General features: G+C 58.2%; 19 protein-coding genes. 11 read left to right on the plus strand and 8 right to left on the minus strand.

The window, feature by feature from the left end; genetic code table 11:
- Window positions 1–175: 175 nt before the first annotated feature.
- The 3 genes from pntA (at window position 176) to JLG71_RS12590 (ending at window position 3,437) form a co-directional block, all read left to right on the plus strand.
- Entirely contained in the window at window positions 176–1,705 is a 1,530-nt protein-coding gene (gene pntA / locus JLG71_RS12580) for a Re/Si-specific NAD(P)(+) transhydrogenase subunit alpha (protein WP_004851372.1), read from the plus strand.
- A 10-nt stretch (window positions 1,706–1,715) separates the two neighbouring features.
- Window positions 1,716–3,104 carry a Re/Si-specific NAD(P)(+) transhydrogenase subunit beta gene (gene pntB / locus JLG71_RS12585; protein WP_004851370.1) on the plus strand — a complete coding sequence of 463 codons (1,389 nt, stop codon included), beginning with the start codon at window positions 1,716–1,718 and terminating at the stop codon, window positions 3,102–3,104.
- Window positions 3,105–3,248: 144 nt separating this feature from the next.
- Entirely contained in the window at window positions 3,249–3,437 is a 189-nt protein-coding gene (locus tag JLG71_RS12590; protein ID WP_004102581.1) for a YdiH family protein, read from the plus strand.
- Between the two features lie 128 nt (window positions 3,438–3,565).
- On the opposite strand, the gene uspE is transcribed toward JLG71_RS12590, so the two are convergent.
- The 6 genes from uspE to JLG71_RS12620 all read right to left on the minus strand — a co-directional run bounded on the left by uspE (window position 3,566) and on the right by JLG71_RS12620 (window position 10,965).
- Complete coding sequence (gene uspE / locus JLG71_RS12595) at window positions 3,566–4,516, minus strand: universal stress protein UspE (protein ID WP_004851366.1); 951 nt, start codon at window positions 4,514–4,516, stop codon at window positions 3,566–3,568.
- A gap of 137 nt (window positions 4,517–4,653) precedes the next feature.
- A complete protein-coding gene (gene fnr / locus JLG71_RS12600) occupies window positions 4,654–5,406 on the minus strand; it encodes a fumarate/nitrate reduction transcriptional regulator Fnr (RefSeq protein ID WP_004851364.1) in 753 nt (250 codons plus the stop codon).
- 194 nt (window positions 5,407–5,600) lie between these two features.
- The gene (ogt, locus tag JLG71_RS12605) at window positions 5,601–6,116 is read right to left on the minus strand and encodes a methylated-DNA--[protein]-cysteine S-methyltransferase (RefSeq protein ID WP_014229564.1); all 516 of its coding nucleotides are present in this window, start codon (window positions 6,114–6,116) and stop codon (window positions 5,601–5,603) included.
- 454 nt (window positions 6,117–6,570) lie between these two features.
- Window positions 6,571–8,097 carry a p-aminobenzoyl-glutamate transporter gene (abgT, locus tag JLG71_RS12610; protein WP_025105810.1) on the minus strand — a complete coding sequence of 509 codons (1,527 nt, stop codon included), beginning with the start codon at window positions 8,095–8,097 and terminating at the stop codon, window positions 6,571–6,573.
- A gap of 112 nt (window positions 8,098–8,209) precedes the next feature.
- Entirely contained in the window at window positions 8,210–9,655 is a 1,446-nt protein-coding gene (locus JLG71_RS12615) for a M20 family metallopeptidase (RefSeq protein ID WP_046876588.1), read from the minus strand.
- Window positions 9,655–10,965 (minus strand): M20 family metallo-hydrolase, encoded by a 1,311-nt coding sequence (locus tag JLG71_RS12620; protein WP_047723727.1) that lies wholly within the window; start codon window positions 10,963–10,965, stop codon window positions 9,655–9,657. The genes JLG71_RS12615 and JLG71_RS12620 overlap by 1 nt, the downstream gene beginning before the upstream one ends.
- Window positions 10,966–11,131: 166 nt before the next feature.
- On the opposite strand from JLG71_RS12620, the gene JLG71_RS12625 reads away from it, so the two are divergent.
- Together JLG71_RS12625 and smrA are read left to right on the plus strand one after the other, a co-directional pair.
- On the plus strand, window positions 11,132–12,040 hold the full coding sequence (locus JLG71_RS12625; RefSeq protein ID WP_014229560.1) for a LysR family transcriptional regulator: 909 nt from the start codon (window positions 11,132–11,134) through the stop codon (window positions 12,038–12,040).
- Window positions 12,041–12,122: 82 nt separating this feature from the next.
- Window positions 12,123–12,686 (plus strand): DNA endonuclease SmrA, encoded by a 564-nt coding sequence (smrA, locus tag JLG71_RS12630; RefSeq protein WP_004851345.1) that lies wholly within the window; start codon window positions 12,123–12,125, stop codon window positions 12,684–12,686.
- On the opposite strand, the gene JLG71_RS12635 is transcribed toward smrA, so the two are convergent.
- The gene (locus JLG71_RS12635) at window positions 12,683–13,489 is read right to left on the minus strand and encodes an IclR family transcriptional regulator domain-containing protein (protein ID WP_004851343.1); all 807 of its coding nucleotides are present in this window, start codon (window positions 13,487–13,489) and stop codon (window positions 12,683–12,685) included. The two genes, smrA and JLG71_RS12635, sit on opposite strands and share 4 nt — an antisense overlap.
- Window positions 13,490–13,656: 167 nt before the next feature.
- Between JLG71_RS12635 and JLG71_RS12640 the strand changes: the two genes are divergently transcribed.
- Genes JLG71_RS12640 through pcaC form a run of 6 tightly spaced genes read left to right on the plus strand, consistent with a single transcriptional unit; the run spans window position 13,657 to window position 18,715 of the window.
- Window positions 13,657–14,343: a 3-oxoacid CoA-transferase subunit A gene (locus JLG71_RS12640; RefSeq protein WP_038424589.1), complete on the plus strand. Its 687-nt coding sequence runs from the start codon at window positions 13,657–13,659 to the stop codon at window positions 14,341–14,343.
- Between the two features lie 10 nt (window positions 14,344–14,353).
- Window positions 14,354–15,010 (plus strand): 3-oxoacid CoA-transferase subunit B, encoded by a 657-nt coding sequence (locus JLG71_RS12645; RefSeq protein ID WP_014229557.1) that lies wholly within the window; start codon window positions 14,354–14,356, stop codon window positions 15,008–15,010.
- Window positions 15,011–15,020: 10 nt separating this feature from the next.
- Window positions 15,021–16,223 (plus strand): 3-oxoadipyl-CoA thiolase, encoded by a 1,203-nt coding sequence (gene pcaF, locus JLG71_RS12650; RefSeq protein ID WP_064357297.1) that lies wholly within the window; start codon window positions 15,021–15,023, stop codon window positions 16,221–16,223.
- Between the two features lie 9 nt (window positions 16,224–16,232).
- The gene (locus JLG71_RS12655) at window positions 16,233–17,585 is read left to right on the plus strand and encodes a 3-carboxy-cis,cis-muconate cycloisomerase (protein WP_200914256.1); all 1,353 of its coding nucleotides are present in this window, start codon (window positions 16,233–16,235) and stop codon (window positions 17,583–17,585) included.
- Window positions 17,575–18,342 carry a 3-oxoadipate enol-lactonase gene (gene pcaD / locus JLG71_RS12660; protein ID WP_200914257.1) on the plus strand — a complete coding sequence of 256 codons (768 nt, stop codon included), beginning with the start codon at window positions 17,575–17,577 and terminating at the stop codon, window positions 18,340–18,342. The genes JLG71_RS12655 and pcaD overlap by 11 nt, the downstream gene beginning before the upstream one ends.
- Window positions 18,332–18,715, plus strand: a complete 384-nt coding sequence (gene pcaC / locus JLG71_RS12665; protein ID WP_046876593.1) for a 4-carboxymuconolactone decarboxylase — start codon at window positions 18,332–18,334, stop codon at window positions 18,713–18,715. The genes pcaD and pcaC overlap by 11 nt, the downstream gene beginning before the upstream one ends.
- A gap of 80 nt (window positions 18,716–18,795) precedes the next feature.
- Here the strand turns inward: pcaC and fumA are convergent, their stop codons facing one another.
- Window positions 18,796–20,451, minus strand: a complete 1,656-nt coding sequence (gene fumA, locus JLG71_RS12670) for a class I fumarate hydratase FumA (protein WP_025105803.1) — start codon at window positions 20,449–20,451, stop codon at window positions 18,796–18,798.
- Window positions 20,452–20,475 lie beyond the last annotated feature (24 nt).

Genomic DNA, 20,475 nt, shown 5'->3' on the forward strand with positions numbered 1-20,475 from the left:
ATCAAAATTTCTGTTTTATTGCTGTAGATCACAATCGGTATTTTCAGTAGGTTATAAAAAGTTTGTTACTGTTTTATTTTTTCAGACATATGTTGGAAGGCACGTTCATCCGCCTTCGCGACGGTCGTTTGTAAGAAAAGTAAACCATCATCAAAAACCGATGGAAGGGAAAACTATGCGTATTGGTGTACCAAAAGAGAGACTAGCCCTGGAAACCCGGGCCGCCGCCACGCCGAAAACGGTGGAGCAGCTGCTGAAACTCGGGTTCAGCGTCGCGGTAGAAAGCGGAGCAGGTAAGCTGGCCAGTTTCGACGACGAGGCCTTCGTTCAGGCTGGAGCGGAGATCGTTAGCGGTGATGACGTCTGGCAGTCCGACGTCATTCTGAAAGTGAACGCGCCCGATGACGAAGAGATCCTGCTGCTTAATCCCGGCACGACGCTCATCAGCTTCATCTGGCCGGCGCAAAACCCGCAGCTGATGGAAAAACTGGCGGCGCGTAATATCAACGTGATGGCGATGGATTCAGTGCCGCGTATTTCGCGCGCTCAGTCGCTGGATGCGTTAAGTTCGATGGCTAACATCGCCGGCTATCGCGCAATCGTTGAAGCCGCCCACGAGTTTGGCCGCTTCTTCACCGGGCAGATCACCGCGGCAGGTAAGGTTCCTCCCGCGAAGGTGATGGTTATCGGAGCCGGGGTTGCCGGTCTGGCGGCCATCGGCGCGGCTAACAGCCTCGGCGCAATCGTCCGCGCGTTTGATACCCGTCCGGAAGTGAAAGAACAGGTGCAGAGTATGGGCGCCGAGTTCCTTGAGCTGGATTTTAAAGAGGAAGCGGGCAGCGGCGACGGCTATGCCAAAGTCATGTCTGAAGCCTTTATCAAAGCCGAGATGGCGCTCTTTGCCGCGCAGGCCAAAGATGTCGACATCATCGTTACCACCGCGCTGATTCCAGGTAAACCGGCGCCGAAGCTGATTACCCGCGAGATGGTTGACTCCATGAAGTCCGGCAGCGTGGTGGTTGACCTGGCGTCGCAAAACGGCGGCAACTGTGAATACACCGTGCCGGGCCAGGTGGTTACCACCGCCAACGGCGTGAAGATTATCGGTTATACCGATCTCCCTGGTCGTCTGCCGACGCAGTCCTCACAGCTGTATGGCACCAACCTGGTTAACCTGCTTAAGCTGCTGTGCAAAGAGAAAGACGGCAATGTCGTTATCGATTTTGATGATGTCGTTATCCGCGGCGTTACCGTGGTTCGCGAGGGTGAAATCACCTGGCCCGCTCCACCCATTCAGGTATCTGCTCAGCCGCAGGCGGCAGCGAAAAAGGTTGAAGCGCCAAAAGCAGAGGCGAAACCGAGCTCGCCGCTGCGCAAGTATGCGCTGATGGCGCTGGCGATTATTCTGTTTGGCTGGCTGGCAAGCGTGGCGCCGAAAGAGTTCCTCGGCCACTTTACCGTTTTCGCGCTCTCCTGCGTGGTCGGTTACTACGTCGTATGGAACGTCTCCCATGCGCTGCATACGCCGCTGATGTCGGTCACTAACGCGATTTCCGGCATTATCGTGGTAGGGGCATTGTTACAGATAGGCCACGGCGGCTGGGTCAGCTTCCTGAGCTTTATCGCGGTGCTGATCGCCAGCATTAATATTTTTGGTGGTTTCACCGTCACTCAGCGCATGCTGAAAATGTTCCGCAAAGGATAAGGGGTAACAAATGTCTGGTGGATTAGTTACAGCTGCATACATTGTTGCCGCGATTCTGTTTATTTTTAGCCTGGCGGGGCTTTCCAAACACGAAACCTCCCAGCAGGGGAACTACTACGGCATTGCCGGGATGGCGATTGCGCTGGTGGCGACCATTCTGGGGCCGGATAGCAGCAACGTCGCGTGGATCCTGCTGGCGATGGTTATCGGCGGCGCGATCGGTATTCGTCTGGCGAAGAAAGTTGAAATGACCGAGATGCCGGAGCTGGTGGCGATTCTGCACAGCTTCGTGGGCCTGGCGGCGGTACTGGTTGGCTTTAACAGCTATCTGCAGCATGAAACCGGTATGGAACAGATTCTGGTCAATATTCATTTGACCGAAGTGTTCCTCGGTATCTTCATCGGCGCGGTGACCTTTACGGGTTCCGTTGTGGCGTTTGGCAAGCTGTGCGGCAAGATGTCTTCTAAGCCGCTGATGCTGCCGAACCGTCATAAGCTAAACCTGGCGGCGCTGGTCATTTCTTTCCTGCTGCTGATCGTTTTCGTGCGTACCGACAGCATTGGCATGCAGGTACTGTGCCTGCTGGTGATGACCGTGATTGCCCTGGCGTTTGGCTGGCACCTGGTGGCCTCCATCGGCGGCGCGGATATGCCGGTCGTGGTATCAATGCTGAACTCCTACTCCGGCTGGGCGGCGGCGGCGGCGGGCTTTATGCTCAGCAACGACCTGCTGATCGTAACCGGTGCGCTGGTAGGTTCTTCCGGTGCAATTCTGTCCTACATCATGTGTAAGGCGATGAACCGTTCGTTCTTCAGCGTGATTGCCGGCGGTTTTGGTTCTGACGGCACGGCGTCCACAGGTGATGAAGAAGTGGGCGAGCACCGTGAAATCAGCGCCGAAGAAACCGCTGAGATGCTGAAAGGTTCTCAGTCGGTCATCATCACCCCGGGCTACGGCATGGCGGTTGCGCAGGCCCAGTATCCGGTCGCGGAAATCACTGAGAGACTGCGCGCGCGCGGAATCAAAGTGCGTTTCGGTATTCATCCGGTTGCCGGGCGTCTGCCGGGCCATATGAACGTCCTGCTGGCGGAAGCGAAAGTCCCGTATGACATCGTGCTGGAAATGGATGAGATCAACGATGATTTCTCCGATACCGACACCGTACTGGTCATCGGCGCTAACGACACGGTGAACCCGGCCGCGCAGGACGATCCGGGCAGCCCGATCGCCGGTATGCCGGTGCTGGAAGTGTGGAAAGCGCAGAACGTCATTGTATTTAAACGTTCAATGAACACCGGCTACGCTGGCGTACAAAACCCGCTGTTCTTTAAAGAGAACACCCACATGCTGTTTGGCGATGCCAAAGCCAGCGTCGATGCGATTCTGAAAGCGTTGTAAGGCCTGGTCGTTTAAAACCTGTGCTTCTTAAGCCGTCTCTTCTGAGACGGCTTTTTTATATAGGTGACGAAGGGGTTATTTGCTCATAAAATAATCAGGCGAAGGTGTTACAATAGGCTGTTTTTCACCCAAACTGAGGATATTATGGATACCGAGTTAACCCCCACGCAACTGGCCATCGAATTTCTGCGCCGTGACCCCGCTGCTTTAACCCCCGCGCAGTATCTGAAAAAGCTGAAATTGCTGGAACTTGAGTTCGCCGATTTAATGGCGCTTTCGTCCATGGAGCTTAAAGAAGAGATCGATCACGCCTGGCGCTTAGGTATCCACTAACGTTTTCGTTACCCACAAAGCTGTTGAAATCGGGGCCAAATGGCCTTTTATTTTTGTTAATGGGATGCAAAAAAATCCCCCGCGCGGGCGGGGGATGACGTCTTATTACCACGAATGAAGTCAACGGACTAATCGTCTTCTTCGTCGTCCAGCTCAACCGGCGTCTGGTACTGGTCCGGCTTCAGAGCCAGCAGGTCGCAGCGCAGGTGGTCAATAACCTGTTCAGCGGTATTGCCGAGGAAGGCTGCCGAGAGTCCGGTTCGACCAATCGTACCCAGTACCACGATTCCCGCCTGAAGATGCTCTGAAAGGTCGGGAATGACCTCCTCAGGTAACCCTTTTTCAACGTGGGTGCGGCCTTCATCGATACCGAATTTTTGCCGCAGCGCTTTCATGGCCAGCAGATGCTGACCGCGAATGGCGTCGTTATAGACGCTGGGGTCAAAATCAGGGAGCTCAATCGCGATATTGATGGGCGTGACGGGATAGGCGCCCACCAGGTGAACCTCTGTATGGTTAACCTGTTCCGCCAGCTCAATGGTTTCTCTGACCAGTTTTTCATTGAGCGCGTTGTGGTAGTTCTCTTCACTGGCGAGATTGACCGCCACCAGCGCTTTACCGCCTTCCGGCCACGGCTGATCTTTGACCATCCAGACCGGGCATGGGCATTTACGCAGCAGGTGCCAGTCCGTTGGGGTGAAAATCACCGCTTCCAGCTTGTCGTGCTGGTGCGCCATCTTCAGCACTAAATCATGCTTGTCGCTGATGATTTCCTGAATAATGGCTTCGAAGGGACGATTGTGCCACACCACTTTAATATCAATGGGCACGCCGGACTCTATATAGAATTTTGCCTGCTCGCGGATCCAGGCGGTACGCTGGCCGATGACGCCCTGGCGCATGGCCGTGCGTTCGTCGGGGGAGAGCAGGGTGGTCATTTCATAAGAAAAATCATAGATCGGCAAAAAGGCTTTGATGCGGCCACCAATCCGTTGGTGCAGATACACCGCGCGCCGCAATGCAGGCTGGTCGTCCTGATTGGGGTCGATTACTACCAGCATGTTCTGATACTTCGCCATACAGGGTCTCCTTACAACTGTAACTACAGTCTGTATTAAAAAGATAACCTATATGGATGAAATGAAACAGGGGATGAGCCTGGCCAGATCAACAAATTAGAAAAAAATTCGCGATCCGGCCGGATACGGGAGGACTATCAGGCGACGTTGCGGGCCTGGCCAGCAAGCTGCGCCAGCAGGTCGCTGTTTTCGATGGTGATATATTTGCCTTTAACCGCCAGCATACCGCTTTTCTGGAAACGTCCCAGCAGGCGGCTGATGGTTTCTACCGTCAGGCCCAGATAATTGCCGATATCGCCACGGGTCATGGTGAGGCGGAACTCACGCGGTGAGAAGCCGCGCTGCGCGAAACGGCGGGACAGATTGTAGATAAAGGCCGCCAGGCGCTCCTCTGCGTTCTTTTTAGAAAGCAGCAGGATCATATCCTGATCGCCTTTGATCTCGCCGCTCATCAGACGCATCATCTGCTGACGCAGGTTCGGCATCTTACCGGAGAGGTCGTCCAGCGTTTCAAACGGAATCTCGCAGACCATTGAGGTTTCCAGCGCCTGGGCAAAGCTCGGGTGGTGGGCGGTGCCGATAGCGTCAAAGCCGACCAAATCGCCGGCCAGATGAAAACCGGTGATCTGCTCATCGCCCTGTTCGGTGATGGTGTAGCTTTTAATGGTGCCAGAACGAATTGCATACAGCGATTTCAGCTCATCACCGGCTTTGAACAAGGTCTGTCCTTTCTGGATAGGCTTTTTCCGCTCGATGATGTTATCAAGCTGGTCAAGCTCATGCTCGTTCAGAGTAAAAGGGATGCAAAGCTGGCTAATGCTGCAATCCTGGCAATGGATTGCACAACCGCCAGACTGAATGCGTCGTATAATTCGCTTTTCCGGGATCATAAGTCTGCTCAGGCTTTAATTGATATTGGTCAATTTTAACATCTTTTTGGTGAGCAGGTAAGTCTCGAACCCCTGAAACACGTAATATTAAAAGGGTAAATCAGTTACCCATTTTATCTCATTGATTATGAATAAGTTATCTGGCGATGTTGGATTGTAAAATTACCGGAAGATTCCAGAAAAGGCACTTACGGTCAAAGGAGCAGATAGCCTTCGTGACGCAATAGCCACTCTTTTCGCTGCACGCCGCCGGCGTAACCCGTCATGGTGCCGTTACGCCCGATCACCCGGTGGCAGGGCACCACAATACTGACAGGATTTGAACCGTTGGCGGCACCCACGGCGCGCGCCGCGCCCGGACGTCCCAGCGCCTCCGCGAGCTGACCGTAGTGCATGACCTGGCCGCAGGGGATGGTGCGCAGCGTTTGCCAGACTTCCCGCTGAAACGGCGTCCCGCCGGTGGCGGTAGGTAAGGTGTCGATAACGGCGAGATCGCCCGCGAAGTAATCGCTAAGCTTACGGCTCAGGTTACCGGGATTACGCGAATCAACGCGTTGGTAGCCTTCACGGCGATAATGAACATCCAGCAGTTGTTCCATGCGGTCGCGGTGCTGATCCCACTCAACGGCCCGCAGGTTAAACTGCTCATCGCAAATCACCCACAGCGGCCCCAGCGGGGTGTCAATTTTATCTTGCAACAGCGTGAGCATCGGTCCTCCTTCAGCGAGGTTATTTTGGCAGGGCATCACCATAGCACGACGCGATGTGGGCAAACCATACTCCGAAAAGGTCAACAAACAGGGTCAGCATGGACTATTAATTATGAGGTGAGGAAAGCGATGTTTATTTTTACATTCACTCGCAGACGCGTTGGCAAGGCGATTTTGCTACCTTTATCCGGCGGCGAATTCACCGGCAACCATCCGGCGCGGCAGATAAACAGACTGGCTTTCCTTGAGTCCATGATTTCCCGGCGTTTCTGCGCGGGTTTTTACCAACAAAGGTGGTGATATGCAATATATGATGACTGGCGTTGTAATTGTGATTATCAGCGGCTTAGTAATTCATCTGATCGCTTTGGCGATTGAAGGACTGTATAAAGTCATCAGTAACCGCACGACCTGGCGTTAACGTTTTTGTGGCCTTCCCTGGCCTGTCGCGACGTTAAGGTAATCGCGGATAAATACCCGGTCCGATGGGCAGCCCCACGAGGTACCAGCCAACCAGCAGCAGTAGCCAGACGGCAAGGAATATTAATGGATAAGGCAAGACCAGCGAGTAGTAGGTTCCAAGCTTAGCGTCGGGCCGGTAGCGCTGTAAGAAGCCGAGAAATAGCGGCACAAACGGCGATACCGGCGCCAGCGGCAGCACCGATGAGTCGGCGATGCGAAACAGAATCTGCGCGAATGCCGGGTGAAAGCCCAGCAGCATAAACATCGGCACGAAAATCGGCGCCAGAATCGACCAGATTGCCGAACCGCTGGCGATAAACATACACAAAAAGGCGGATAGCAGCGCCAGGCCGACAAACGCCGGTACGCCGTTCATTCCCGCGCTCTCCAGCAGATCCGTCAAGCCGACGGCCATAAATTTCCCCATATTGCTCCAGTTGAACATGGCGACGAACTGGGCCAGCGGGAAGACCATCACGATAAAACCTGCCATCTCTTTCATCGGCTCAATCATCAGCTGAGGCAGATCGGCCTGGCGGCGAATTTTGCCGGTGGCGATGCCGTAGGCCAGGGAAACGACGAAGAAGAAAAAGATAATGAGCGGGACGATCCCTTTTATAAACGGCGAAGGCATCACGGTATGCTTGATGGGATCGCGCAGGATACCGTTTTCCGGCACGACCATCAGCGCGATCGCCGCCACGAATAACAGCGCGGCCACGCCGGCCACGCGCAGGCCGAAGCGCTGTTCCGGCGTCAACGTCTGCAGCGTTTCATCGCTGTTGCCTTGCCATTGCCCTAACCGCGGTTCCACCAGTTTATCGGTAATCAATCCGCCAACCAGAGTGAGAACGATCACTGAGGTTGCCATAAAATACCAGTTATCAATCACGCTGACGTGGAGCGAGGCGTCAAGGGTTTTTGCCGCTTCGGTGCTGATGCCAGAGAGCAGGACATCGGTGGTGACGATGAGCAGATTGGCCGTGAAGCCGCAGCCGACGCCGGCGATGGCCGCCAGCAGCCCGGCAACCGGGTGGCGGCCGACGGCGAGGAACATCAGGGCGCCCAGCGGCGGCATAATCACCAGCGCGGCATCGGAAGAGATGTGGCTAAAGAAGGCGATAAAAAGCACCATATAGCTGGCGTAACGGGCGCTAACGTGGGATGACATTTTCACCATCAGCGAAGGCAGCAGGCCCACTCGTTCCGCAAAACCGGCCCCCAGCACCAGAGCCAGAATGGCCCCCAGCGGCGCGAAACCGCTGAAGTTCTTAATGACGTTCGGCAAAAACCAGTGCAATCCTTCAACGCTAAGCAAATTTTTCACCACCACTCGCGAGCCGTCGGTGGGGTTCTGTACCCCGACGTTCAGCGCCGACAGGATGGCGGTGGCGACCATTAACGCCACAATCAGATAGATAAACAGTAAAAACGGATGCGGGACCTTGTTACCTATTTTTTCAACCCAGCCATAAAGCTTACCGGTGGGGGAAGGCGACGGTATGGATGACATACTCATGGGCGTTCCTCAGTTGTCGTTGTTGTGTTGGTTGTCTCTTTACCCCAGGGCGTGTCAGCCGTTGTTTTTTTGGCGATTACCGCGTTGCCGTACTCCATCCACGGGGCTTTTATTATTTTAAAATCGACGGCTTGACCTCCTGTGGAATGGGGCACCGGTAGGGCCTTTCGGCTAAGACCTGCGCCAGTTCCTGCTGGCTGGCGGTCAGTAACGCCCTGTCGCTGAACAGACGAATGGCCGTCGCGCCCAGCACTTTCCCCGCCAGCAGCATCCCTTTGTGGGCGATGGAGGTTCTGCCCTGGCTCACCAGTTGCCAGGAGTGCAGCGGCGTCCCGACGGCAAAACAGGGGCTGAAGCACTGGGCCACGGGGGCCTTCCAGCTCACGTCGCCGACGTCGGTAGAGCCCGCAAGGATGTTGTCCGTTGCCGCCCACGGCGCCACTTCATCGATCAGGCGCGTTTCGCGGTGGCGGCGGGCGAACGCTTTCCCGTCCTCGCCGCCGGTGTCGGCAATGTTTTTCAGGCTGTTATTGATATCGTTCGCGCTCAAGGTTGCGCGAATTTCGGCGGCGAATGCGCGCTCTTCCGCGCTCCAGGGCGGCGTGCCGTAATGGCAAACCGCCTGATACATCGCCGCTTCCAGCGTGCGGTTGGGCAGATAGCTGGAACAGGCTTTTTCGAAGCGACAGCTGACGCGGGTCTCGGTCATCAACGCCGCGCCCTGGGCGATTTTCTCGATCCGGGCGAAGATTTGCTGCGCGTCGGCCATTTCCGGCGCGCGAATGAGATACAGCACCTCCGCCTGCGCCTGAACAACGTTGGGAGAGACGCCGCCGGTATCGGTGATGGCGTAGTGCACCCGCGCTTTTTCGATAATATGTTCGTTAAGGAAGTTGCTGCCGGTGGTCATCAGCGTCACGGCATCCAGCGCGCTGCGGCCCAAATGCGGCGAGTTTGCCGCGTGCGCCGCGGTGCCGGTAAACCGCCACGCCGCCTGAATGTTGGCAAGGGTGCGGGTGCTGAACATCCCGGCCCAGGCTTCCGGATGCCAGGTCAGAGCGGCATCGATGTCATCGAATAACCCCTCGCGGACCATGAAGGTTTTCCCCGAGCCGCCTTCCTCGCCGGGACAGCCATAGAAGCGAAGCGTGCCGGCGCCGCCCTGTTGCTGCAGCCAGTTCCTGGCGGCGACCGCGGCGGCGAACGCCGCCGTACCAAGCAGATTATGCCCGCACCCGTGGCCGTTTTCTCCCGGCGTCGAAGACGCGGGTTCCGCGCAGTGGGCCTGCTGGCTGAGCCCCGCCAGGGCGTCAAATTCGCCGAGGAGGGCAATCACCGGTTGGCCCGCGCCGAAGCTGGCGATAAAGGCGTTGGGGATCCCGCCGGCATTGCGGGTCAATTGAAAGCCTTCCGCTTCCAGCGCATCGGCCAAACGCGCAGCCGACCAGAATTCCTGAAAGCGGGTTTCCGGATGGTCCCAGATATCATCGGCAATGGCGCAAAAATCGTTGCGCCGCCCCTCAATAACGTCATCGACAAATTGATAAACGTGTTCCATTACACACCTCGCTGCCAGGGAAAGTTCAGGGCGACGCGTGCTAACGTTTCGACGGCCAGGGTCATCACGTTCTCGTCGAAATCGAATTTTTCATTGTGGTGACCGGCGCTCAGTTCCGTGCCGAATATCATGTATGAGGCGAGACCGCCGCGCTCCTGGACCCGGGCCATCATCAGAGTGGCATCCTCGGAACCCGCCGGGGCAGCGATACGATCGACAGCCTGTTTAACGCCGGGGACCTGGGCCGTCTGCTGGCGCAGATAGTCCACCCACGCCGGCGACGGGGCGCTGGAGGTGGCCGCGCCCATCAGCTGCAACTGGTAACTGGCTTCATACATAGTCGCCGCGCCGGCGATCGCCTGTTTAGCCCGCTCAAAGACGTACTGGTTAATGGCATCGGTTTCGCCACGGGTTTCGACTTTTAATAGCGCGGAGGAGGGAACCACGTTACGCCCGGTACCGGCCTGCATGACGCCGACGTTAACCCTTGACGCCCCGGCGCTGTGCGGCGCGATGGCGTGCAGGGCAAGGGCGGCCTGGGCCGCCGCCAGTAGCGCGTTACGGCCATCTTCCGGTTTACCGCCAGCGTGGGCGGCGACGCCGCTGAACTGCACATCGAATTTGGTGGTGGCCATAAAGTTATCGCCGCCGCAGACGACGGTGCCGGCAGGGACGCCGGTACCGATATGAATGGCGGTAAAGTAATCCACCTCATCAAGTACACCCGCCGCGACCATGGCGCGCGCGCCGCGGGTACCTTCTTCCGCCGGCTGGAAAATCAGCACCATCGTCCCGTTGAGCTGCGCGGCATACTCCTTCAGAACGTGCGCCAGACCCAGCCCGATTGCGGTGTGACCGTCGTGGCCGCAGGCATGCATCATGCCGTCGTTGCAGGAGGCAAAACGATCGCGATGCGGACGGTGACTATCGTCATGCTGCTCGTTGAGATCGAGCGCATCCATGTCGACGCGAAACGCCAGCGTCGGCCCCGGCCGCCCGGTATCGAGGGTCGCCACCACTCCGGCGAAGCCGCCTTCAAACGCCGGTAGCCAGCGTTCAGGCGCACCCTGCGCGCGGGCGCGCTGGAACGCCTGCGCCAGGGTCTCTTCATCAGGCAGGCCCATACGGCTATCGGCGTCGATAACGTCGCGCCCCAGCGCCAGCTGATAACCCAGACCGTCTAATACTTCCGCCACTTTGCTGGCGGTGCGGAACTCCAGCCAGCCGGATTCCGCATGCAGGTGAAAATCGCGACGCCATTCGGTCATTTTTGGCGCCAGCTGGTTGATGAAATCATAAAGTTGCGGCATAACCTTTCCCGTTATAAGCAAAAACTGTGATGGTGTTCACGAAGTGATAGCCTTTACTTATCACCCATCACTTTCATGCACTCTCATCCTTAACCTGCCACAGCACAATCGATTACAGTAGATGTCATTTTCTTCTGTCTGATAAACACTGGTTATCACTCACAACATGTCATTTCAGATTAAATTTCACCACATTCGCGCCTTCGTTGAGGTCGCGCGCGAAGGAAGTATTCGCGGCGCCAGCCGGGCGTTGGCGATTTCGCAGCCGGCGTTGACCAAAGCGATTAAAGAGCTGGAAGAGGGGCTCTCCGCGCAGCTGTTTGTGCGCCGTAGCCAGGGGGTGGCGTTGACCGAAAATGGCGAAAGTTTTTATCAACATGCGAGCCTGATCCTGGAAGAGCTGCGGGTGGCGCAGGATGAATTGCTGCAACGTCAGGGCGAGCAGGCCGGGCAGATTAATATCGGCCTTGGCGCCAGCGTAGCGCGTTCGCTGATGCCTTCGGTTATTTGCCGCTTTCATCAGCAGCATCCGCTGGTGAAGGTGCGGATTATGGAAGGACAGCTGCTGGCGATGATTAATGAACTGCGTCAGGGTGAGCTGGATTTCACCATCAATACTTACTATCCCGGCCCCTACGATCATGAATTCAGCTTTGAGAAGCTATTTGAGAAACCCTTCGCGGTATTCGCCCGCGCCGGTCACCCGGCGGCACACGTCACTTCACTTACCGAGCTGCTCGATCACCACTGGACGATGCCGACGCCGCGCGGTAGCTACTTCAAACAGCTGCAGGAGATGTTTAACCAGGCCGGACTGGCGCCAAAGGTGGATATCGTTTGTGAGACCTTCTCTTCGTGCATTAGCCTGGTGGTGAAAAGCGATTTTCTCAGCATTCTGCCGGTCGAACTTGGCAACGACCCGATGATGGCGGATAAGCTGGTGATGATCCCCATTCGAGAAGCGTTACCCAAAGCCACCTATTTTCTGATTCAGCGCCGCGATACGCGGCAAACGCCCTTAACCGCGTCATTAATCACGCTGTTTCGTCGTCAGAGCCGACAACTATTTCCATAATCGCGCAGAGGTGGCTAAACGCGTTGAGGAGGCGCCGCGAGACGGCTATAGTAACCACCCGGTAGTAGCTGGAGGAGCGCGCATGAACCTTGACGACAAATCCCTATTTCTTGGCGCCATGGAGGACGTTCAGCCTCTGAAACATAATCACGACGTTCACTGGCACCCCGCGCGCAATACTCGCGCCGCGCAGCGGATTGATCCCCTGCAGCTGGATAACTTTCTGACCACCGGCTATCTCGATATTGTGCCGCTGGCAACCGCCCTTGAGTTTAAGCGGGAAGGTCTGCAAAGTGGCGTCCTGGAGAAGCTCCGGCGCGGCAAATACGGCCAGCAGGCAAGCCTCAATCTGCTGCGCCAGCCGGTGGAGAAGTGCCGACAGAATCTGTTTGCTTTTGTGGTCCAGGCGCAAAAAGAGGGGCTGCGTAATGTGCTGATCGTGCATGGCAAAGGGCGCGACGATAACGCGCACGCCAATATTATTCGCAGCTACCTGGCGCGCTGGCTGGTGGAACTCCCGGAAGTCCAGGCGTTCTGCGCGGCGTTACCGCACCACGGCGGCAGCGGCGCCTGCTACGTGGCCCTGCGGAAATCGGCGGAGGCAAAGCAGGAAAACTGGGAGCGCCACGCCAAGCATAGCCGCTAGCGCATCAACAGCGTCAGTTCCCGGGCTGCTTTCTGTAGCTCGGGTAACACCCGCTCCAGCATCTCGTGCGTGGAGACCTGCCCGGCGTGTACGCCGACGTTCAGCGCCGCCTGAATCTGCCCCTGAGGGTTAAAGAGCGGCACCGCCAGCGAGCGCAGCCCCATCTCGAGCTCCTGATCGTTAAGCGCGTAGCCCTGCTGGTGCACGCGCTTAAGTTCGGTACGCAGCTTTGCAACCGAATCAACGGTTTGCGGGGTATAGCGAATCATCGTGACCCGGCCCAGCATATCGTTCAGCTTCTCCTCCGGCTGATAGCTCAGCAGCACGCGTCCCATGGAGGTCGCCCAGGCGGGCAGGCGGCTGCCGATGTCGAGATCGATGGTCATAATGCGCGAACTCGACGCGCGAGCGATATAAAGAATGTCGTCGCCGTCGAGAGTGGCGATGGAGCAGGACTCATTGAGCATTTCGCTTAAATGCTTCAGCACCGGCTGCGCCGAACGCGCCAGCGGCGTGGAGGCAAGCCAGGCGTGGCCCAGCGCCAGAATTTTCGGTCGCAGCTGGAAATTTTTACCATCTTCGGCGTAAACAAAGCCCAGTTTGCTCAGCGTATACAGGCAGCGGCGCACCGCCGCGCGCGGAATACCGGTCTTTTGGCTGATCTGCGAAATTGAGAGCAGCGGGCGCTGCGGAGTAAACGCCTGGATCACCTCCAGCCCGCGCGCCAGCGAAGCCATAAAGTTCGGATCGCCCTTAAACGGATCGCTATCGCCCGTCAGTAAATCATCTGGATGCTTCTCCATTTTCTTCTCCGTATTTGCCGTCGATCACATTCTTTCGTTAAACATACACAATGTTCGATTATCGCACCATATTTCGATTATCGCCCTTGACCAGCATCGTTAAGCGGGTCACATTTTGTGCGAACAACGAATAAAAGTGCGATTACCGCACATACAGGAGCGACCTGATGATTGATAAAAGCGTGTCGACGCTACGTGATGCCATCGCCGGGATCCACGACGGGGCGACCATAATGATTGGCGGTTTTGGCCCCGCCGGGCAGCCGACGTACCTGATAGATGCTCTGATAGAACAGGGGGCCCGTGATTTAACCATTATCAATAACAATGCGGGCAACGGCGAAGTCGGCCTGGCGGCGCTGCTGAAGGCCGGTCGGGTGCGAAAAATGATCTGTTCGTTCCCACGTCAGGTTGATTCGCAGATTTTCGATGACCTTTATCGCCGCGGCAAAATTGAGCTGGAGCTGGTACCGCAGGGCAACCTCGCGGCGCGGATCCAGGCGGCAGGCGCTGGCCTCGGCGCGGTGTTTACCCCCACCGGCTACGGTACGCCGCTGGCGGAGGGGAAAGAGACCCGCGAAATCGACGGGCGTCATTACGTGCTCGAATACCCTATCAGGGCCGACTTCGCGTTGATCAAAGCCCACCAGGGCGACCGCTGGGGAAACCTGGTTTATCGCAAAGCGGCGCGCAATTTTGGCCCGATTATGGCGACCGCCGCGAAAACCACCATTGTAGAAGTTTCGCAACTGGTGCCCTTGGGCGATCTCGACCCGGAAAGCATCATTACCCCGGGCATTTTTGTGCAGCGCGTCTACTCCCTGGAAAACCTGATTGCCGCTAAAAGCGCCTGAGGAACTCTTAATGCAAAAACTGACTCGCGATGAGATGGCCCAGCGCGTGGCCCGCGATATTCCCGAAGGCGCTTACGTCAATCTGGGGATCGGCTTGCCCACCCGCATCGCCAACTATCTTCCTGCCGATAAAGAAATCTTCCTGCACAGCGAAAACGGCCTGCTGGGGATGGGGCCGAAACCGCTGCCGGGGGAAGAGGATCCGGAGCTGATTAACGCCGGGAAAGAGTATGTGACTCTGCTCAACGGCGGCTGCTACTTTCACCACGGCGACTCCTTCGCCATGATGCGCGGCGGGCACCTCGATATCTGCGTGCTTGGCGCCTACCAGGTTTCCGCCAGCGGCGATCTGGCGAACTGGAGCACCGGCGCGCCCGACGCCATTCCTGCCGTCGGCGGAGCGATGGATCTGGCCATTGGCGCTCGTCAGGTCTTCGTGATGATGGATCACCTGACCCGCGACGGGGAGTGCAAGCTGGTAGAGCACTGCACCTATCCGCTGACCGGCGTCGGCTGCGTCAGCCGTATCTATACCGACCTGGCGGTCATCGATATCAGCGAAAGCGGCCCGGTGGTGCGGGAAATCTTTAACGGCCTCTCTTTTGAGGAACTGCAGCGCATCACGCCGGTGGCGCTGACTTTTGCACAACTGGCGGAAAGCGCGTAAGGAACCTATGATGAATCAGGCATTTATCTGTGATGCGGTGCGGACGCCGTTCGGCCGCTTTGGCGGTACCCTGGCCACCCTGCGCGCCGACGATCTGGCGGCGCTGCCGCTGAAAGCGCTGCTGGAGCGCAACCCGGGACTCGATCCGGCGCGTATTGACGATGTGATTTACGGCTGCGCTAACCAGGCGGGGGAAGATAACCGCAACGTCGCGCGCATGGCGCTGCTGCTGGCCGGTCTGCCGGAATGCGTACCGGGCAGTACCGTAAACCGCCTGTGCGGTTCCAGCCTTGATGCGATCGGTATCGCAGCGCGCGCGATTAAAAGCGGCGAAACTCAGCTGATGATCGCCGGCGGCGTGGAGAGCATGTCGCGCGCGCCTTTTGTGATGGGCAAGGCCGAAAGCGCCTTTAGCCGCACGATGCGGATGGAAGATACCACCATCGGCTGGCGCTTCATTAACCCGCAGATGAAAGCGCTGTACGGCGTGGATTCGATGCCGGAAACGGCGGAAAACGTGGCGGACGATTTCGCCATTTCGCGGGAGGACCAGGATGCGTTTGCGCTGCGTAGCCAGCTGCGTACGGCGGCGGCGCAGGAGGCCGGACGCTTTGCCGACGAGCTGATTGCCGTCTCGGTGCCGCAGCGTAAGGGCGAACCGCTACTCTTTAGCCGCGATGAGCACCCGCGCAGCACCACGGCGGAGGCGCTGGCCAGGCTGCGCGGCGTGGTGCACGCCGACGGTACGGTGACGGCAGGTAACGCTTCCGGAGTCAACGACGGCGCCTGCGCGCTGCTGCTTGCCAGCGAGCAGGCGCTGGCCGCCAATGATTTACAGCCGCTCGCCCGCGTGGTGGGCGTCGCGACGGCAGGGGTGGCGCCGCGTATTATGGGATTTGGCCCGGCGCCGGCGGTACGTAAGGTGCTGGCGCAAACCGGGCTAACGCTTGGGCAGATGGACGTCATTGAACTGAATGAGGCCTTTGCCGCTCAGGCGCTGGCGGTCACGCGCGATCTGGGTCTGCCCGACGATGCGGCGCACGTCAACCCTAACGGCGGCGCGATAGCCCTCGGACATCCGCTTGGCGCCTCCGGCGGCCGTCTGGCAATGACCGCGGCGTACCAGCTGCGCCGTACCGGCGGGCGCTATGCGCTGTGCACCATGTGTATCGGCGTCGGTCAGGGGATCGCGCTGATTATAGAACGCGTTTAAGGAGCCATAATGAGTTTGTTGACCCCGATGATGCGCACCAGTCCGCTGACCGCCTGGTTCAGCGATGCGCAGCGGGTACAGGGGATGCTGGATTTTGAAGCCGCGCTGGCTCGCGCTCAGGTCGAATGCGGCCTCGTGCCGCAGGCGGCGCTTAATCCCATTATTGAGAGTTGCCGGTACGAAAACATCGACTTCTCCGCGCTGGGGCAGGCCGCCGCCAGCGCCGGGAATCTGGCGATCCCGCTGGTCAAACAGCTGACCGCGCGGGTTAAACAACGGGATGACGCGGCGGCGCGCTACGTACACTGGGGGGCGACCAGCCAGGATGCTATCGACACCGGCTTTATCCTGCAACTGCGCGGCGCGCTGGCGGAAACGGACTCCCTGCTGCAGCAACTGCTCGACGCGTTAGCCCATCAGGCGGCGCGCTATCAGGATACGGTGATGCCCGGACGTACCTGGATGCAGCATGCGCTGCCGGTCACCTTCGGTCTGAAACTGGCCGGGACGCTGGATGCGCTGCTGCGCTGGCAGGTGCGTCTGCGAGAGATGCGCTCAAGGGTGCTGGCGCTGCAGTTTGGCGGCGCGGCGGGCACCCTCGATTCCCTTAAAACGCAGGCGCCGCGGATCGCCGGCGCGCTGGCGAAAACTCTCGACCTGCAGCTTCCGGACGCGCCGTGGCACAGCCAGCGCGACCGGCTGCTGGAGGTGGGGGCATGGTACGCGGGCGTCTGCGGCACGCTGGGTAAATTCGCCAATGATTTTTCTCTGCTGATGCAAACCGAGGTTGCAGAGGTGGGTGAACCGGTCGCCGAAGGACGCGGCGGATCGTCTACCATGCCGCACAAACGCAATCCCATCTCCTGCGCCGCTATTTTGACCGCCGCCCAGCGTACGCCCGGGCTGGTGGCAACGCTCTATGCCGGGCAGATCCAGCAGCACGAGCGGGCGCTGGGCGGCTGGCAGGCGGAGTGGGAAACGCTGCCGGAGCTGATAACCCTCGCCGGCGGCGCGCTGGCGCAGAGCGAAACGCTGGTCCGCGACATGCAGGTCTTCCCGCATAAGATGCGCGCCGACCTCGATATCACCCATGGCCTGATTATGGCCGAGGCCGTCACTCTGGCGCTGGCGGAGTTTGTCGGCAAAGCCGAGGCTCATCACCGGGTTGAGGCGCTGTGTCGCCAGGCGCTGGATGAGTCACGTTCGCTGTTAAGCGTGCTGGAAACCGATCCGCTGGTGAGCGAGCATCTCTCCGCCAGCCGCTTAACCCAACTGCTGGACCCGACAACGGCGACCGGCAGCTCAGCACTCTTCGTGCGCCAGGTTGTGGCGCGCTATAAGGAGCAACGTTATGAATGTTGATTATCAGATAGATGGGCCGCAAGACGCGCCGGTCATCGTTCTCTCTAACTCGCTGGGCACTACCCGGGCGATGTGGCAGCCGCAGCTTGAGTCGTCAACGCAGCATTTTCGCGTGCTGCGCTACGATACCCACGGCCATGGCGCCACCCGTAAAAACGGTAAAGTGACGCTGGCGCAGCTCGGCGAAGATGTGATTGCGCTGCTCGATCATCTTAATATCGCTAAAGCCTGGTTCTGCGGGATTTCAATGGGCGGCCTGACCGGCCTGTGGCTGGGGCGCTTTGCCCCTGAACGTTTTCAGGGGCTGGTCGTTGCCAACACCGCTGCGCGTATTGGCGACCAGGCCGGCTGGCTGTCGCGTGCCCGCACGGTGCGTCAGGAAGGGATGGCAGTGGTCGCCGCAGGCGCCGCGGACCGCTGGTTTACCCACGCATTTCGCCAGAAGACGCCGGAAGTGGTGGAAGCATTGTGTCACCAGCTGACCCATATCGATGCTGAAGGCTATGCGGCCTGCTGCGAAGCGCTGGCCGCCGCCGATCTGCGTGGAGAGGTCGCGCAGATCGCGATTCCGGTGCTGATCGTCGCCGGAGAAAGTGACCCTGTCACAACGGTGGCGGACGCCAACTTCCTGCATCAGCAGATCCCGGTCTCTGAAGTCGTCGTGCTGGCGGCTTCGCATTTATCGAATATCGAAGCGCCGCAGGCGTTCAGCTCGGCGCTGCTGGGTTTTGTTCAGGGGGAAAAGCATGGACGATAAACAGCGGTATCAGCGGGGAATGGAGGTCCGGCGGAAGGTGCTCGGCGATGCTCACGTCGATAAGACGCTGGAAAAGCTGACGCCGCTGAATGAAGAGTTCCAGGATTTTATTACCCGCTACGCCTGGGGAGAGACCTGGACCCGGCCGGGGCTCGATCATCATACCCGCAGCATGATCACCATCGCCATGCTGATTGCGCTGAACCGCGAAGCAGAGCTGAAAATGCATCTGCGCGCGGCGTTTAATAACGGCGTCACCCGCGATGAGCTGAAAGAGCTGATTATGCACTCCGCGCTCTACTGCGGCCTGCCCGCCGCCAACGCCACGATGCATCTGGCGCAGCAGGTATTTGAAGAGATGGATGCCGTTTAGCCGCCAGGCAGGTTTGTCGCTCATCTCAGGCCGTCATGCGACGGCCTTCGACGGTTACCCGCCGCCAGGGGCGGGTAATATCATCCTCTTTGCTGCGAACAGCCTGCGCACTGCTTATTCTGGATCTGCTGGAAGAAGTCATTGCCTTTGTCATCCACCAGAATAAACGCCGGGAAGTTTTCCACTTCGATTTTCCAGATGGCTTCCATCCCCAGTTCAGGATAGGCCACGCACTCCAGGCTCTTGATGCTCTGCTGCGCCAGCACCGCCGCCGGACCGCCGATGCTGCCGAGGTAAAAACCGCCGTGTTTGTGACAGGCATCGGTCACCTGCTGGCTGCGGTTGCCTTTGGCCAGCATCACCATGCTTGCGCCGTGGGATTGCAGCAGGTCGACGTAAGAGTCCATGCGGCCTGCGGTGGTGGGGCCAAGGGAGCCGGACGCATAGCCTTCCGGGGTTTTCGCCGGGCCGGCGTAGTAGATCGGATGATCTTTGACGTACTGCGGCAGTTCTTCACCGTTATCGATAAGCTCTTTCAGCTTCGCGTGGGCGATATCGCGGGCCACAATAATGGTGCCGTTGAGCGTCAGACGCGTCGAGACCGGATGGGCGGAAAGCTGGGCCAGAATCTCGCTCATCGGCTGATTAAGATCGATGCTGACGACCTTGCCTTCGCCCTGCTGGCGCAGATGTTCGGGAATATACTGACCCGGGTTGCTCTCCAGTTTCTCAATCCAGATCCCCTGGCGGTTGATTTTGGCTTTGATATTGCGATCCGCCGAACAGGAGACGCCCATGCCCACCGGGCAGGAGGCGCCGTGGCGCGGCAGGCGGATGACGCGGATATCGTGGGCGAAGTATTTGCCGCCGAACTGCGCGCCGAGACCGAGGTTTTGCGCCTCCACCAGCAGTTCCTGCTCCAGCTGAATATCGCGGAAGGCCTGGCCGTGTTCGTTGCCTTCGGTCGGCAGTTCGTCGTAATAGTGGGTAGAGGCCAGCTTCACCGTTTTTAGCGTCGCTTCTGCCGAGGTACCGCCAATCACAAAGGCGATATGGTACGGCGGGCAGGCGGCGGTACCGAGCGTGCGCATCTTCTCAACGAGATAGTTTTTCAGCTTCGCCGGAGTGATTAACGCTTTGGTTTCCTGATACAGATAGGTTTTGTTGGCCGAGCCGCCCCCTTTGGCCATACAGAGAAATTTATATTCGTCGCCGTCGACGCTGTAGAGGTCGATTTGCGCAGGCAGGTTAGTCCCGGTATTGACCTCTTTGTACATATCCAGCGCGGCGTTCTGCGAATAGCGCAGGTTATCCTCGGTATAGGTGTTATAGACGCCGCGGGCGAGGGCCGCTTCATCACCGCCGCCGGTCCACACGCGCTGGCCTTTCTTACCCATAATAATCGCCGTGCCGGTATCCTGGCAGGTGGGCAGCACGCCTTTAGCCGCGATTTCAGAGTTGCGCAGGAACTGCAGCGCCACGTACTTATCGTTATCGCTGGCTTCAGGGTCGAGAAGGATCTGCGCGACCTGTTTTTGGTGGGAAACGCGCAGCATAAACGCCGCATCATGGAAGGCCTGCTGTGCCAGAAGGGTGAGGGCCTGAGGGTCTACTTTGAGGATCTCCTGGCCTTCAAATTCGGCCACGGACACGTGCTCTTTGCTCAGCAGATAGTATTCAGTCTTATCTTTTGCTAGCGGAAAGGCTTCCTGATAGACAAATGGTTTAGTCGACATTGCTTTGCTCCCTAAGAGTAAAAC

The sequence above is a fragment of the Klebsiella michiganensis genome (assembly GCF_015139575.1).
In the GTDB taxonomy this organism is placed as follows: Bacteria; Pseudomonadota; Gammaproteobacteria; order Enterobacterales; family Enterobacteriaceae; genus Klebsiella; species Klebsiella michiganensis.